General features: G+C 63.6%; 16 protein-coding genes. 12 read left to right on the plus strand and 4 right to left on the minus strand.

Going from position 1 to position 14,009, the window contains the following annotated elements:
• Positions 1-34: 34 nt before the first annotated feature.
• Positions 35-517, minus strand: coding sequence for a MaoC family dehydratase (locus CDE01S_RS14065; RefSeq protein ID WP_066708797.1), 483 nt, complete (start codon positions 515-517; stop codon positions 35-37).
• Positions 517-1,263 carry an SDR family oxidoreductase gene (locus tag CDE01S_RS14070; protein WP_066708847.1) on the minus strand — a complete coding sequence of 249 codons (747 nt, stop codon included), beginning with the start codon at positions 1,261-1,263 and terminating at the stop codon, positions 517-519. The genes CDE01S_RS14065 and CDE01S_RS14070 overlap by 1 nt, the downstream gene beginning before the upstream one ends.
• Before the next feature lie 63 nt (positions 1,264-1,326).
• On the opposite strand from CDE01S_RS14070, the gene CDE01S_RS14075 reads away from it, so the two are divergent.
• From CDE01S_RS14075 to CDE01S_RS14090, 4 genes are read left to right on the plus strand one after another with little or no spacing between them, the layout of a single operon-like run.
• Complete coding sequence (locus CDE01S_RS14075; protein ID WP_066708800.1) at positions 1,327-1,932, plus strand: 2-hydroxychromene-2-carboxylate isomerase; 606 nt, start codon at positions 1,327-1,329, stop codon at positions 1,930-1,932.
• A gap of 22 nt (positions 1,933-1,954) precedes the next feature.
• Complete coding sequence (locus tag CDE01S_RS14080; RefSeq protein ID WP_066708803.1) at positions 1,955-2,638, plus strand: dienelactone hydrolase family protein; 684 nt, start codon at positions 1,955-1,957, stop codon at positions 2,636-2,638.
• A 3-nt stretch (positions 2,639-2,641) separates the two neighbouring features.
• Complete coding sequence (locus CDE01S_RS14085) at positions 2,642-3,559, plus strand: amidohydrolase family protein (protein ID WP_066708806.1); 918 nt, start codon at positions 2,642-2,644, stop codon at positions 3,557-3,559.
• Between the two features lie 4 nt (positions 3,560-3,563).
• Complete coding sequence (locus tag CDE01S_RS14090) at positions 3,564-4,232, plus strand: LON peptidase substrate-binding domain-containing protein (protein WP_066708810.1); 669 nt, start codon at positions 3,564-3,566, stop codon at positions 4,230-4,232.
• Between the two features lie 2 nt (positions 4,233-4,234).
• Here the strand turns inward: CDE01S_RS14090 and CDE01S_RS14095 are convergent, their stop codons facing one another.
• Together CDE01S_RS14095 and hemB are read right to left on the minus strand one after the other, a co-directional pair.
• Entirely contained in the window at positions 4,235-5,338 is a 1,104-nt protein-coding gene (locus CDE01S_RS14095; RefSeq protein ID WP_066708817.1) for a magnesium transporter CorA family protein, read from the minus strand.
• A gap of 81 nt (positions 5,339-5,419) precedes the next feature.
• Positions 5,420-6,424 carry a porphobilinogen synthase gene (hemB, locus tag CDE01S_RS14100; protein ID WP_066708819.1) on the minus strand — a complete coding sequence of 335 codons (1,005 nt, stop codon included), beginning with the start codon at positions 6,422-6,424 and terminating at the stop codon, positions 5,420-5,422.
• Positions 6,425-6,784: 360 nt separating this feature from the next.
• Here hemB and CDE01S_RS14105 point away from each other — a divergent pair, with 360 nt between their 5' ends.
• The 8 genes from CDE01S_RS14105 (at position 6,785) to fusA (ending at position 13,868) form a co-directional block, all read left to right on the plus strand.
• On the plus strand, positions 6,785-7,213 hold the full coding sequence (locus CDE01S_RS14105) for a CopD family protein (RefSeq protein ID WP_066708821.1): 429 nt from the start codon (positions 6,785-6,787) through the stop codon (positions 7,211-7,213).
• Positions 7,214-7,224: 11 nt separating this feature from the next.
• A complete protein-coding gene (locus tag CDE01S_RS14110; protein ID WP_066708823.1) occupies positions 7,225-8,319 on the plus strand; it encodes a VanZ family protein in 1,095 nt (364 codons plus the stop codon).
• Between the two features lie 9 nt (positions 8,320-8,328).
• Positions 8,329-8,685: a (2Fe-2S) ferredoxin domain-containing protein gene (locus tag CDE01S_RS14115; RefSeq protein WP_066708826.1), complete on the plus strand. Its 357-nt coding sequence runs from the start codon at positions 8,329-8,331 to the stop codon at positions 8,683-8,685.
• 1 nt (position 8,686) lies between these two features.
• On the plus strand, positions 8,687-9,328 hold the full coding sequence (locus CDE01S_RS14120; RefSeq protein ID WP_066708829.1) for an alpha/beta hydrolase: 642 nt from the start codon (positions 8,687-8,689) through the stop codon (positions 9,326-9,328).
• Positions 9,328-10,530 carry a D-alanyl-D-alanine carboxypeptidase family protein gene (locus tag CDE01S_RS14125; RefSeq protein ID WP_066708832.1) on the plus strand — a complete coding sequence of 401 codons (1,203 nt, stop codon included), beginning with the start codon at positions 9,328-9,330 and terminating at the stop codon, positions 10,528-10,530. Before CDE01S_RS14120 ends, CDE01S_RS14125 begins: the two co-directional genes overlap by 1 nt.
• Before the next feature lie 151 nt (positions 10,531-10,681).
• Positions 10,682-11,059, plus strand: a complete 378-nt coding sequence (gene rpsL / locus CDE01S_RS14130) for a 30S ribosomal protein S12 (RefSeq protein ID WP_066708835.1) — start codon at positions 10,682-10,684, stop codon at positions 11,057-11,059.
• 166 nt (positions 11,060-11,225) lie between these two features.
• Positions 11,226-11,696, plus strand: coding sequence for a 30S ribosomal protein S7 (rpsG, locus tag CDE01S_RS14135; RefSeq protein ID WP_066708838.1), 471 nt, complete (start codon positions 11,226-11,228; stop codon positions 11,694-11,696).
• A 69-nt stretch (positions 11,697-11,765) separates the two neighbouring features.
• Positions 11,766-13,868 carry an elongation factor G gene (gene fusA / locus CDE01S_RS14140; protein WP_066708841.1) on the plus strand — a complete coding sequence of 701 codons (2,103 nt, stop codon included), beginning with the start codon at positions 11,766-11,768 and terminating at the stop codon, positions 13,866-13,868.
• The last annotated feature ends 141 nt before the right edge of the window (positions 13,869-14,009 follow it).

Raw genomic sequence — 14,009 nt, forward strand, 5'->3', positions numbered from 1 at the left:
GCAGTGACGCCGTAGCGCCGGCATCAGACCGGCGTCATGCGGCGGGTGATGCCGGGGCCGGCGTGCGGCGACGGAACATGCCCCAGCCTTCCATGTGCAGCACCTTGTCGCCGTGCTGGTTGTGCATTTCCCACACGGTGCGCACCAGGCCCACATCCGGCCGGCTGGCCATGGGCCGGCTTTCCAGGATGGTGTGGCTCAAGGACAGCGTGTCATCCGGAAACACCGGTTTGAGCCACTTCAGGCTCTCCAGCCCGGGTGAACCCAGACTGGCGGCCTCGCTCAGGAAGTTGTCCACCATCAGACGCATGGCCATGGCGCAGGTGTGCCAGCCGCTGGCACACAGGCTGCCGAACACCGAGGCCTGGGCGGCGGCTTCGTCAAGGTGAAAGGGCTGCGGGTCGAACTGGCCGGCGAACGAGAGGATCTGTTCCTTGGTCGGGCTGACGCTGCCGAGCTGGCGCGTCGAGCCGGGCGCGAGGTCTTCCCAGTAGTACTTGATGGTCTTCGTGGTCATCAGCGTCCCCCGGTCAGGTCCAGAATGCTGCCGGTGGCGTAACTGGCTTCATCGGACAGCAGCCAGACGATGGCGTTGGCGATTTCCTGCGCCGTGCCGGGGCGCTGCATCGGGATCTGCGGTGCCAGACGCTGGGCACGGTCGGGCTGGCCGCCGCTGGCGTGGATCCCGGTGTCGATGACGCCGGGGCGCACCGCATTGACGCGCACACCCTCGGTCGCCACCTCGCGCGCCAGGCCGAGTGTGAAGACGTCGATGGCGCCCTTGGCGGCGGCGTAGTCCACGTACTGGTTGGCGGCGCCCAGGGTGGCGGCCACGCTGCTCACATTCACGATGGCACCACCGCTGCCGCCGTGGCGCGTGCTCATGCGCCGCACCGCCTCGCGCGCACACAGCAGGGTGCCGAAAACGTTGATCTCGAACATGCGGCGCCAGCGCGCCAGGCTTTGCTCGTCGATGCGTTGCGCGGTGTCCACCACGCCGGCGTTGTTCACCAGCGCCGTGAGCCGCCCGAGCTTGGCGTTGACCTGCTCGAACATGGCCAGCACCTGCGCCTCGTCGGCCACATCGGCCTGGACCGTGATGGCCTTGCCGCCGCCGGCGCGGATCTGCCGCACCACTTCGTCGGCCGCCAGCGAATTGGCGGTGTAGTTGACCGCCACCGCGTAGCCACGACTGGCGGCCAGCAGGGCGGTGGCCGCGCCAATGCCGCGACTGCCGCCGGTGATGAGTAGCACCTTGTCCAAGACCATTCTCCTGCGTGTGGATGGATGACAAGATACCATTGCCGCCGAAACGAGGAGACACGCATGCGTCACACAGTTGACTATTACTTTGCGCCGCAAAGCCCCTGGACCTACCTTGGCCACCAGCGCTTTGCTGCCATGGTCCAGGCTGCCAACGCCACTCTTCGCGTCTTGCCGGTCGACCTGGGCGGCAAGGTGTTCCCCATCTCCGGCGGTCTGCCGCTGCCGAAGCGCGCGCCGCAGCGCCAGGCCTACCGCCTGCTGGAGCTCAAGCGCTACAGCGAGCATCTGCAGATGCCGCTGCACGTCCAGCCCAAATACTTTCCGGTCAGCGGCGATGATGCGGCCTGCCTGATCATTGCCGTCGACCTGCACGACGGCACCGCCGCCGCCATGAAGCTCACCAGTGCTGTGTTGGCAGCCTGCTGGGCGCAGGAGCGCAACATCGCCGACGAGAAGGTGCTGGCCGAACTGCTGGCTGAGCAGGGGCTGGATGCCCGGCGGCTCGAGCAGGCTTTCAGCCAGACGGTGCGCGAGCGCTACGAGGCCAACACCCAACAGGCGATCGAGGCCGGCGTCTTCGGTGCGCCCAGCTACGTCATTGACGGCGAAATTTTCTGGGGCCAGGACCGGCTCGATTTTGTCGAGCGCAAGCTCAAGAACCGATAAGCAAACGCAAGGAGAAAACACCATGGGCCAGTTCATCGACCTCAAAGCCGCCGACGGCTTCACCTTTCCCGCCTACGTGGCACAACCCGCGGCCCAGCCGTGCGGCGCCGTGGTGGTGGTGCAGGAAATCTTCGGCGTCAACGCCCACATCCGCGCCGTGGCTGACGGTTATGCTGCCGCCGGCTATCTGGCGGTGGCACCGTCCACCTTCCACCGCGTCAAGCCCGGCGTCGAGCTCGGTTACGCGCCCGACGACATGAGCGCCGGCATGGCACTCAAGGCCACGGTGGAAGCGCTGCCCGCCCCCGGCGTGTTGCAGGACATCCAGGCCGCCATCGATTACGCGGCCCGGGCCGGCAAGGTCGGGGTGGTCGGCTACTGCTGGGGCGGCCTGCTGACCTGGCGCAGCGCCTGCCTGTTGCAGGGCGTGAGCGCCGCCGTGCCCTACTACGGCGGCGGCATCACCGCGCCGGCCGAAATCGCGCGCACGCCGAAGTGCCCGGTGCTGGCCCATTTCGGCGAGAAGGACCACTGGATCCCGCTCGATGGCGTGGCCGCCTTCCAGCAGACGCATCCTGAAGTCGAGACGCACATCTACCCGGCCAACCACGGCTTCAACTGCGACCACCGCGGCGCCTACGACGCTGCGGCCGCGGCCTTGGCGCGCGAGCGCACGCTGGCCTTCTTCGCCAAACACCTGGGGTGAGCCATGTGGTGGCCCGCGGCTTTCAAGTGTTTTAAGGCCTTGTGCCGCGTCAACTATGCGCTAACCGCTCTTGTTTTAGGAGCGTTTTCTGGCTGGGTTCAGGCGGCTGATTACAGTGGTCCGCTGTTTGATGCGCACCTGCACTACAACGAGGAGGCCTGGAACGGGCAGGCCGGGCCGCACCCCTTGGGCGATGTGCTGGCACGCATGCAGCGCAACGGTGTGCAGGCCATTGTTGCCAACAGCCGGCCCAACGACGGCACCAAGGCCTTGGCCGAGGCGCGCGAGGCCACGCGTGCCGCCGGCGTCACGGTGGTGCCTTTCATTCGCCTGTATCGCAACCGGGCTGACTACACCAACTGGTTCCAGGACGAGAGCATCTACGCCATGGTGCAGGCCGAGTTCGCACGCGGCACTGCGGCCGGCCCCTACCGCGGCATCGGCGAGTTCCATCTCTACGACAGTGCCAACGCCAACGGTCCGGTGGCGAAGAAACTGATGCTGTTCGCACAGGACCAGCAGCTGGCCGTGCTGGCGCATGTGGACGATGTGGCGATCGACCTGCTGCTGGCACACGCACCAAAAGCGCGGCTGATCTGGGCCCACACTGGCATCGGTGGCGCTTCGGTGGAACGCGTTGAGGCCTTGTTCACGAAATACCCGCAGTTGATGGGCGAGCTGTCCTACCGCCCGGGGCTGACCTGCGGCGACGGCGCCCTGTGCCCCGAGTGGCGCGCGCTGCTGCTCAAGTACCCGACGCGTTTCCTGATCGGCTCCGACACCTGGATCAACCAGCGCTGGCTTTATTACGATGACTTGATGCGCGGCTACCGCCGCTGGCTCGGCGACCTGCCGCCGGCGGTGGCGCGCCGCATCGCCTGGGACAACGGCGCCGCGCTGTTCCTGACGCCCAGGCCCTGAGTCCATGGCCATTGCCTTGCCGCTGTTTCCGCTGCAGACGGTGCTGTTTCCCGGCGGCGTGCTGTCGCTGCGCATCTTCGAGGTGCGCTACCTCGATTTGATCGGGCGCTGCCACAAGGAAGGGGCGCCGTTCGGCGTGGTGAGCCTGACGCAAGGGCAGGAAGTGCGCCAGCGCCAACGTGACCCCGACGCCACCGACGGCGAGGCCTTCGAGACGGAGTCTTTCCAAACGGTCGGTACGTTGGCGCACATCGACAGCCTGGAGCGGCCGCAGCCGGGGTTGATGGTGATCCGCTGCCACGGTGGTCGGCGTTTTCGCTTGGGCAGCAGCGAACAGCTCAAACACGGCTTGTGGGTCGGGCAGGCCGAGTGGCTGCCCGATGACCCGCCGGTGCCGGTGCCGGCAGACCTGGCGTACGTGCGGCGCGGGCTGGAGCAGCTGTTGGCCCAGGTGCAGGCGCAAGGTGATGCACAGAATTTTCCGGTGCAAGCCCCGTACCGTTGGGACGACTGCGGCTGGCTGGCCAATCGCTGGAGCGAGCTGCTGCCGGTGAGTCCGCAACTCAAGCAGCAGTTTCTGACGATCGACAACCCGCTGCTGCGTCTGGAACTGGTGGCCGATCTGCTGGAACACCTCAAGATCGGCGATCCGCCCGCAGCCGGGCCGGCCTGAGATCAGCGTCCGCTGCGCTCCAAGTAGCGCTTGCGCCAGAACAGCAGTGCCAGCGCCAGCGCAATCAGGCCCATGGACGTCATGGCCCACCAGAAGCCGCTGTCGCTGTGCAACAGTGGGATGTGCTCGAAATTCATGCCGAAGATGCCGGCGATCAGATTGAGCGGCAGGAAGATGGCGGTCAGCACCGTGAGCGTGCGCATGATGTCGTTGGTGCGGTTGCTCTGGGCGTTGAAGTGCATCTGCACCGCGGTCTCGGCGCTTTGTTCCAGCCGGCGCACGTGGTGCACCACGCGCTCGATGTGTTCCAGCACGTCGCGGCTGCGCACCTGCAGCAGGTCGCGCTCGCGCTGCGCGGCGGGGGTGGTTGCCTCGGGCCAGGTCTTGACGGTTTCGATCCAGTCCTGGATGGCGGCGCGCTGGTCTTCGCAGATTTCGTCGAGCTGGTGCAGCGACAGGCGCGCTTCAAGCAGGGCGGCCCAGTTGTTGAAGCGGGTGCGCGGGTTGAGCAGCTCGGTCTGCCAGTGGTCGAGTTGGCGCGTGAGTTCGCGCCGCAATTCCAGAAAACCGTCGACCATCTGGTTGACCAGGCGCAGCATCAGGTCGGCCGCGGAGGTGGGCAGACGGCTGTTGGCATTGCGGATGTCGGTGGCCGTGGACTGCAGCAGGCGGGTCGCATAGGCATCACGCGCTGCGCAGTCGGCCGGGTGCACCGTCAGCAGCACGCGCTCGAACACCGCAAAGCCGACCGGGCTGGTGTCCAGGCGCTTGAGGATGGGCGGGCCGCTGCGTTTCTGCGGTTTGGCCGGGGTTGGAGAAGGGGCTTCCGCTGTGCTGCCTGCCGCCGCCAGCCGGCGGAACACCAGCAGGTCGTACTGCGAGGTGTAGTCGAAGTGCGAGGGCAGGTGCGAGTTGAGCAGGTCGGACACGTGCAGGTCGACCAGTTGCAGGCCGCACAAGGCCTGAAGCATCGCCTGGATCGGCGCCAGCTGCTCGCCGAACTCCTGGCGCGTGCAGGCGATCCAGACATGACCGAGCTCGGGCAGGCGGTCCGGCAGTGCCGCGCTTTCCACCACACCGCCGGGACTGATGCTGAAAACACGCATGGGAGGTTCCTGATGGGGGTGATGGGAGATGGGGTTATGGGTCAAATAAGCCCTTAACCCTTGTCTGATATGCGCGAGCCGCTATTTGTTTTGTAGCAATCGGGCGGCGGCGATGGCGAAGTAGGTCAGTACGCCATCGGCGCCGGCACGCTTGAAGGCCAGCAGGCTTTCCATCATCACGGCGTCGTGGTCGAGCCAGCCGTTCTGTGCCGCGGCCTTCAGCATGGCGTACTCGCCCGACACCTGGTAGGCGAAGGTCGGCACGCGGAATTCATCTTTCACGCGGCGTACCACGTCCAGGTAGGGCATGCCGGGCTTGACCATCACCATGTCGGCGCCCTCGGCGATGTCCAGCGCCACTTCGCGCAGGGCCTCGTCGGTGTTGGCCGGGTCCATCTGGTAGACCTTCTTGTTGCTTTTGCCCAGGTTGGACGCCGAGCCGACCGCATCACGGAACGGGCCGTAGAAGGCGCTGGCGTACTTGGCGCTGTAGGCCATGATGCGGGTGTGCACCAGACGGGCGGCTTCCAGTTCGCTGCGGATGGCGCCGATGCGGCCGTCCATCATGTCGCTGGGCGCCACGATGTCCACGCCGGCGCGTGCCTGCGTTAGCGCCTGCTGGGTCAGGATGTCCACCGTTTCGTCGTTCAGGATGTAACCGGTGTCGTCGAGCACGCCGTCCTGGCCGTGGCTGGTGAAGGGGTCCAGCGCCACGTCGGTCATGACGCCGAGTTCCGGAAAGTGCTGCTTGAGCGCACGCACCACGCGCGGCACCAGACCGTCGGGGTTGGTTGCCTCCTTGCCGTCCGGGGTTTTGAGCGCCGGGTCGATGACCGGGAACAGGGCCATGACCGGGATGCCGAGTTCGACGCACTCCTCGGCCACCGGCAGCAGCAGGTCCAGGCTGAGGCGTTCCACACCGGGCATGGAGGCCACAGCCTCGCGGCGCTGTTGGCCATCCACCACAAACACCGGGTAGATCAGGTCATGGGCGGTCAGCGTGTTTTCACGCACCAGGTTGCGGGTGAATTCGTCGCGGCGCAGCCGGCGTGGCCGGCCCAAAGGGTAGGGGGCGTAAGGGGTCATGGGGAAAATTGTGCCCTATTCCTGCCGGGGCCGGTTTCTCAGGCGAATCGATGATTTCAAGGAGATAGGTAATTGACTTCATAGATCCGATTGTCAAAATCTCTTGTCCCTCTACTTGTAAAGGGGTTTCACTTTTGTTAAATTTGCGTCGGGCGGGAAACCGCCTCCCGCTTTTCCTCCCTGAGCGGGGCCTTGATGTGTGACAGCAAAAAAGGCTTGCAACCCAAGCTTCGGCTGGGGGTTTTTTTGTCTTCGGCCGCTTCGCTTAACTTGCCCCTGCGGGCCAAGTTAGCCTGCACTACAACCTGTAAAACAGGTTGTCGCCCCCTCGTTCGAGCTTGGCACGACTAAACTCGGCCCATGCTCTGGGTTAAATCGCTCCATATCGTTTTCGTGGCCAGCTGGTTTGCCGGCCTGTTCTACCTGCCGCGTATCTTCGTCAACCTGGCCATGGTGCCGGTGGATTCCGTGGCCGAGCGTGAGCGGTTGCTGCTGATGGCGCGCAAGCTCATGCGCTTCACGACGATGCTGGCGGTGCCGGCGCTGGTGTTCGGCCTTTGGCTCTGGCTCGGTTACGGCATCGGCAAGGGCGCGGGCAATGGCTGGCTGCATGCCAAGCTGGCGATCGTGGTGCTGGTGCTGGGCTACCACCACAGCTGTGGTGTTCTGCTGAAAAAATTCCAGCAAGGGGCGGTCCAGCGCAGCCATGTCTGGTTCCGCTGGTACAACGAAGTCCCGGTGCTGCTGCTCTTGCTGGCCGTCATTCTGGTGGTGGTCAAACCCTTCTGAGGGGCGTGGCGATGCACAAGACCTCTGCCTGGCCGCTGGCCCTGGTCTATGCCGGTCTGATCGTTTATGCCAGTCTTTACCCCTTTGCCGACTGGCGCGACCGGGGGGTGGCGCCGTGGGACTTCCTGTGGGCGCCACTTCCCCAGTACTGGACCGGTTTTGACCTGGTGTCGAATGTGTTGGGGTATGCGCCGCTGGGCTTTTTCCTGGCGCTGAGCGCCCTGCGCACCGGGCGCGGCGCCCATGCCGTGCGCCTTGCCACGCTGGCCGCATTCGGGCTCTCCCTGCTGCTGGAGGCGCTGCAGGTCTATCTGCCGGCACGGGTGCCGTCGAACGTGGATTTCGTGCTCAACGTTCTGGGCGCCTGGACCGGGGCCGTGTTGGCCGCCTTGCTGGAGCGCTTGGGTGCGCTGTCGCGCTGGAGCCGCTTTCGTGCGCGCTGGTTCGTGTCCGATGCGCGCGGTGCGTTGGTCCTGCTGGCCTTGTGGCCGCTGGCCTTGCTGTTCCCGGCGGCGGTGCCGCTGGGGCTGGGGCAGGTGTTCGAGCGGCTCGAAGCCGGCCTGGCCGAACTGCTGCTGGACACGCCATTTCTGGAATGGTTGCCGGTGCGCGACGTCGAGTTGCAGCCCCTGGTGCCGGGCGCCGAACTGGCCTGTGTGATGCTGGGGGCGCTGATCCCCTGCCTGCTCGGTTTCTGTGTTATCCGTGCACGGGCGCGCCGGGCCATGCTGGTGCTGGTTGTGCTGGCTGTGGGGGTGGCGGCGACAGCACTGTCGGCGGCGCTGAGCTTCGGGCCGATGCACGCCTGGGCCTGGTTCGAACTGCCGGTACAGGTCGGGCTCGGGCTGGCGCTGGTCCTGGCCTTGCTGTTGCTGGGCGTGCCGGAGCGCACCAGCGCTGCCCTGATGCTGCTGGCCCTGGGGGTGTTTCTGAGCATCATCAACCAGGCGCCCACCAGCGCCTATTTCGCGCAAACCCTGCAAACCTGGGAGCAGGGGCGGTTCATCCGCTTTCACGGGCTGGCGCAGTGGCTGGGCTGGCTGTGGCCCTATGCCGCCTTGCTGTATGTGCTCACGCGCGTCTGGCAACAGGGTGCGAAAAACTAGAATGAGCGTATGAACGATCCCAAGACCCCGCCAGCATCCTCTTCCTACTACCAGCGGCACATCTTTTTCTGCCTCAATGAACGCTCCGACGGCTCGGAGTGCTGCGCCCGGCACCAGGCGCAGGAAGCGTTCGATCGCTGCAAATCGCTGGTCAAGGCCGCCGGCCTGGCCGGGCCCGGCCAGGTGCGTGTGAACAAGGCGGGTTGCCTCGATCGCTGTGCAGCCGGACCGGTGGCGGTGGTGTATCCCGAAGCGGTCTGGTATTCCTATGTGGATGCTTCGGACATTGATGAGATCGTCGAGTCGCACCTGAAAAACGGCCAGGTGGTGGAGCGTCTGCTGACGCCGCCGCATCTAGGGCGTTGAGATGAACGCCCAGACTGAACGCTTGCTGCTCGATGGCCCGGTCGGGACCATCGAGGCCCTGAGCGACGCGCCGCAACTGGCGGCAGGCGCCGCGCCTCGCGGTGTGGCTGTCATTGCGCATCCGCATCCCCTGTTCGGCGGCACCATGGACAACAAGGTGGTACAGACACTGGCGCGTGCCTTCGTGCAGTGCGGTTGGCGCGCTGTGCGCTTCAATTTCCGGGGTGTTGGCGCGACCGCGGGGGCGCACGATGAAGGGCGGGGTGAAGCGCAGGATCTGCTCGCCGTGGTGCAGCAATGCGCCCCGGAGGGCCCGTTGGCGCTGGCCGGCTTTTCCTTTGGCTCCTTCGTCATGAGCCAGGCGCTGCTGTCCTTGTGGCCGCAGCGGCAGATCGAGAAGCTGGTGTTCGTGGGGACGGCGGCCAGCCGCTTCCAGGTCGCCACGCTGCCGCCCGAGGTGCATGAGCGCACACTGGTGGTTCACGGCGAGCATGACGACACCGTGCCCCTGAGTTCCGTCATGGACTGGGCGCGCCCGCAAGTGTTGCCGGTGACCGTGATTCCTGGCGGCAGCCATTTCTTCCATGGGCAATTGCCTCTTCTGAAAAACCTGGTGGTTCGCCACCTCAGTTCACCTGTCTGATGAAAAAACTGTTTCTTGCCCTGACGACTGTTTTGTCTTTGTGTGTGGCCAGCGTTTCTGCCACGGCCCAGGGGATGCCGCAGCCGCCCGAAATCGCGGCGCGCTCTTATTTGCTGCTGGATGTCACGGCCAACCAGATGCTGGCGGCCAAGGACATCGACAGCCCGGTGGAGCCGGCCTCGCTGACCAAGCTGATGACGGCTTATCTGGTGTTCGATGCCTTACGTGCCAGGAAGATCGATCTCAAGCAAACGCTGCCGGTGAGCGAGCGCGCCTGGCGCATGCCGGGGTCCCGCATGTTTATCGACCCGAAGATGAAGGTGCCGGTGGAAGACCTGATCAAGGGCATGATCGTGCAGTCCGGCAACGATGCCACGATGGCCTTGGCGGAGGGCGTGGGGGGCTCGGCCGAGCGCTTTGTGCAACTCATGAACGAGCAGGCCAAGGCCTTGGGCATGAAGAACACGGGCTACAAGAATCCGGAAGGGTTGACCGAGGCCGGCCACACCACCACTGCACGCGACCTGAGCATTCTGGCCACGCGGCTGATGCGCGACTTCCCGGAATATGTGCACTACTACGCCATTCGCAAATACCGTTATGAAGGAACGCCGGCGGCCAACGACTCGAATCGCAATTTGCTGCTGTTCCGCGATCCGACGGTTGACGGCCTCAAGACCGGCCACACCGAGGCCGCCGGCTACTGCCTGATAGCCACGGCCAAGCGTGACTTTCCCAATCTGGGCAAACCAGGTGCCGCACTAGGCTCACCTGACGCCAGTGGTCCCCGTCGCCTGCTGTCCATCGTGCTCGGCACCGCCAGCGAGCAGGCGCGCGCCAACGAGTCGCAGAAATTGCTGAACTGGGGCTACACCGCGTTTGAGGCGGTCAAGCTGTTCGAGGCCAATCAGGCGGTGGTGACGCCGAGTGTCTGGAAGGGGAAATCCTCGAAAGTGGGCCTGGGCCAGCCGCAAGCCATTGTGGTGGCGGTGCCGGCCGGTACGGCTGCGCGGCTGAAGACGGCCGTGGTGCGGGCGGATCCCCTGGTGGCCCCCTTCCCGAAAGGGCAGCAGCTGGCCACGCTGAAGGTGACATCAGGTGAGCAATCACTTGTCGATGTGCCGCTGCTGGCACTGGAGGCGGTTGACCAAGCCGGTGTGCTGGGACGCGCTTGGGATGCCGTCCGCCTGTGGATCAAATGAGTCAGAAGACTCGTTGAAAGTGAGTGGGCACTACGCCGTCTGCATTAAAACCATTGCGGTGATCGGGGTCTGCTGATACACTAGAAGGCTTTTCGGAATTTCCGAAGGGTTTCACGTTTTCGTTTTTTCAAACGTTGAGGGACGTTTTTCAATGCCAACCATTAACCAGCTCGTGCGTCAGGGGCGTGAGGTCGAAACGACCAAGTCCAAAAGCCCTGCGATGCAAAACTCTCCACAGCGCCGTGGTGTCTGCACCCGTGTGTACACCACGACGCCTAAAAAGCCTAACTCCGCTTTGCGTAAGGTCGCCAAGGTGCGCCTGACCAACGGTTTTGAGGTCATCTCCTACATCGGCGGTGAAGGCCACAACCTGCAGGAACACTCCGTGGTGCTCGTGCGCGGTGGTCGTGTCAAGGACTTGCCGGGTGTGCGTTACCACATCGTGCGCGGTTCGCTGGACCTGCAGGGCGTGAAAGACCGCAAGCAGTCGCGTTCCAAGTACGGTGCGAAGAAGCCCAAGGCCAAATAAAAGCCCTGGTTTCCAGCATTCGATCGGTGCTGTTTCCCGCGTGGCGCGGAGATGCAGCGAAGTGACCCGAAGCGCCAAATCGTTGGTGTGGGTCGAGTAAGTGGAAGTTTTAGATAACTTTCGCGGTGTCTGAAAAGATGCCAACTGAAGCAATATGAGGTGAAATATGCCACGTCGTCGCGAAGTCCCTAAACGTGAAATCCTGCCGGATCCGAAATTCGGCAATGTCGAGCTCTCCAAGTTCATGAACGTGATCATGGAAGGCGGCAAAAAAGCGGTTGCCGAGCGCATCATTTACGGCGCCCTCGAAACCATTGAGCAGAAGACCGGCAAAGACCCGCTGGAGCTCTTCACCACCGCCATCAACAACGTCAAGCCGATGGTTGAGGTGAAGTCCCGTCGCGTTGGTGGTGCCAACTACCAGGTGCCGGTTGAGGTGCGCCCCGTCCGTCGCTTGGCTCTCTCCATGCGCTGGATCAAGGAAGCTGCCCGCAAGCGCGGTGAGAAGTCCATGGCCCTGCGTCTGGCCAATGAATTGATGGAAGCCGTGGAAGGTCGTGGCGGCGCCATGAAGAAGCGTGACGAAGTGCACCGTATGGCTGAGGCCAACAAGGCCTTCTCGCACTTCCGTTTCTAAGCTCCACTGCCCCAACTGGTGTGCAGGCCCGCCGTGTGCGGGCCTTCCCCGTTTCAACGAAAGAACATCATGGCACGCAATACCCCCATTGAGCGCTACCGCAATATCGGTATCTCGGCGCACATTGACGCCGGCAAGACCACCACGACCGAGCGTATCCTTTTTTATACCGGCGTGAATCACAAGATTGGTGAGGTGCACGACGGCGCCGCCACCATGGACTGGATGGAGCAGGAGCAGGAGCGTGGCATCACGATCACCTCCGCTGCCACCACCTGCTTCTGGAAGGGTATGGACAATTCCTTCCCCGAGCACCGTTTCAACATCATCGATACCCCCGGCCACGTGGACTTCACGATTGAAGTGGAGCGTTCCATGCGCGTGCTGGACGGCGCCTGCATGGTCTATTGCGCTGTGGGCGGCGTGCAGCCCCAGTCGGAAACCGTGTGGCGTCAGGCTAATAAGTACAAGGTGCCGCGTCTGGCCTTTGTGAACAAGATGGACCGTACCGGTGCCAACTTCTTCAAGGTCGTGGACCAGATGAAGCTGCGCCTGAAGGCCAACCCCGTGCCGATCGTGATCCCGATCGGTGCTGAGGAAGGTTTCAAGGGTGTGGTCGATCTGCGCAAGATGAAGGCCATCATCTGGGACGAGGCTTCCCAGGGCATGAAGTTCACCTTCGAAGAGATCCCGGCTGACCTCGTTCCGCTGGCCAAGGAGTGGCGCGAGAAGATGGTGGAAGCTGCAGCCGAAGCCTCTGAAGAGCTGATGAACAAGTACCTGGAAGAAGGCGACTTGTCCGAGGCCGAGATCACCGCTGGTCTGCGTCAGCGTACGCTGGCTACGGAAATTCAGCCCATGCTGTGCGGTACCGCCTTCAAGAACAAGGGCGTTCAGCGCATGCTGGATGCTGTGGTCGAGCTGCTGCCTTCGCCGGTGGATGTGCCCCCGGTTCCTGGCTTCGATGAAGAAGAGAAGGAAGTCACCCGCAAGGCGGATGACAACGAGAAGTTCTCGGCGCTCGCATTCAAGTTGATGACGGACCCCTTTGTGGGCCAGTTGACTTTTGTGCGTGTGTACTCCGGCGTTCTGAAAAAGGGCGACACCGTGTACAACGCGGTGCGCGGCAAGAAAGAGCGTATCGGCCGTATCGTGCAAATGCACGCCAACAACCGCGAAGAAGTGGAAGAAATCCGCGCCGGCGACATCGCTGCTTGCGTGGGCCTGAAGGATGTGACCACGGGTGAAACCCTGTGCGATCCCGCTGCTGTGATCACCCTGGAGCGCATGGTGTTCCCTGAGCCGGTGATTCGTCAGGCTGTGGAGCCGAAGTCCAAGGCAGACCAGGAAAAGATGGGTATTGCGCTGCAGCGTCTGGCGGCAGAAGATCCGTCGTTCCGCGTGCAGACCGACGAAGAGTCCGGTCAGACCATCATTGGCGGCATGGGCGAGCTGCACCTCGAAATCATCGTGGACCGCATGAAGCGCGAATTTGGCGTGGAAGCCAATGTGGGCAAGCCGCAAGTGGCTTACCGCGAAACCATCCGCAAGGGTGTGGCCGACGTCGAAGGCAAGTTCGTTCGTCAGTCCGGCGGTAAGGGTCAATACGGTCACGTGGTGTTCCGCGTCGAGCCGAACGAGGCGGGCAAGGGTTTCGAGTTTCTCGATGAAATCAAGGGCGGCGTGGTGCCGCGTGAATTCATCCCGGCCGTGGAAAAGGGCGTGATCGAGGCCCTGAACTCTGGCGTGCTGGCCGGCTACCCGGTGGTGGACGTCAAGGTGGCGTTGACTTTCGGTTCCTACCACGATGTGGATTCGAACGAAAACGCGTTCAAGATGGCCGCTATCTTCGGTTTCAAGGAAGCCTGTAAGAAGGCCAACCCGGTCATCCTTGAGCCCATGATGGCTGTGGAAGTGGAAACGCCGGAAGACTACGCCGGTAACGTGATGGGTGACCTGTCTTCCCGTCGCGGCATGGTGCAGGGCATGGACGACATGGTGGGTGGCGGCAAGGCCATCAAGGCCGAGGTCCCGCTGCCCGAAATGTTCGGCTACTCGACCACGCTGCGTTCCATGTCGCAAGGCCGCGCAACGTACACGATGGAGTTCAAGCACTACGCCGAAGCACCGCGTAACGTGGCCGAGGCCATCATGGCCGCTCGCGCCAAGTAAGTGACTCGCCCCGGGCTGACAAGCCCGGGGCATTCTTTTTGTCTGCGATCTGGTGCCGCCCTGTTCCCGTGCGGGGCGATCAAGCAATCAGATGCAAACGTTAAACCAACACACGGGAATTGTTCTTTGGAGAACTGGAAA

It is taken from the genome of Curvibacter delicatus NBRC 14919 (assembly GCF_001592265.1).
GTDB classification, from domain to species: Bacteria; Pseudomonadota; Gammaproteobacteria; order Burkholderiales; family Burkholderiaceae_C; genus Hylemonella; species Hylemonella delicata.

Bases quoted from the DNA above. Each gene is read 5' to 3' on its own strand.
- CDE01S_RS14085 (WP_066708806.1), top strand. From the start codon at position 2,642: ATGTGGTGGCCCGCGGCTTTCAAGTGTTTTAAGGCCTTGTGCCGCGTC.
- CDE01S_RS14125 (WP_066708832.1), top strand. From the start codon at position 9,328: ATGAAAAAACTGTTTCTTGCCCTGACGACTGTTTTGTCTTTGTGTGTG.
- hemB (WP_066708819.1), bottom strand. From the start codon at position 6,424: ATGACCCCTTACGCCCCCTACCCTTTGGGCCGGCCACGCCGGCTGCGC.
- fusA (WP_066708841.1), top strand. From the start codon at position 11,766: ATGGCACGCAATACCCCCATTGAGCGCTACCGCAATATCGGTATCTCG.
- CDE01S_RS14090 (WP_066708810.1), top strand. From the start codon at position 3,564: ATGGCCATTGCCTTGCCGCTGTTTCCGCTGCAGACGGTGCTGTTTCCC.
- CDE01S_RS14080 (WP_066708803.1), top strand. From the start codon at position 1,955: ATGGGCCAGTTCATCGACCTCAAAGCCGCCGACGGCTTCACCTTTCCC.
- CDE01S_RS14065 (WP_066708797.1), bottom strand. From the start codon at position 517: ATGACCACGAAGACCATCAAGTACTACTGGGAAGACCTCGCGCCCGGC.
- rpsG (WP_066708838.1), top strand. From the start codon at position 11,226: ATGCCACGTCGTCGCGAAGTCCCTAAACGTGAAATCCTGCCGGATCCG.
- CDE01S_RS14115 (WP_066708826.1), top strand. From the start codon at position 8,329: ATGAACGATCCCAAGACCCCGCCAGCATCCTCTTCCTACTACCAGCGG.
- rpsL (WP_066708835.1), top strand. From the start codon at position 10,682: ATGCCAACCATTAACCAGCTCGTGCGTCAGGGGCGTGAGGTCGAAACG.
- CDE01S_RS14110 (WP_066708823.1), top strand. From the start codon at position 7,225: ATGCACAAGACCTCTGCCTGGCCGCTGGCCCTGGTCTATGCCGGTCTG.
- CDE01S_RS14095 (WP_066708817.1), bottom strand. From the start codon at position 5,338: ATGCGTGTTTTCAGCATCAGTCCCGGCGGTGTGGTGGAAAGCGCGGCA.
- CDE01S_RS14075 (WP_066708800.1), top strand. From the start codon at position 1,327: ATGCGTCACACAGTTGACTATTACTTTGCGCCGCAAAGCCCCTGGACC.
- CDE01S_RS14105 (WP_066708821.1), top strand. From the start codon at position 6,785: ATGCTCTGGGTTAAATCGCTCCATATCGTTTTCGTGGCCAGCTGGTTT.
- CDE01S_RS14120 (WP_066708829.1), top strand. From the start codon at position 8,687: ATGAACGCCCAGACTGAACGCTTGCTGCTCGATGGCCCGGTCGGGACC.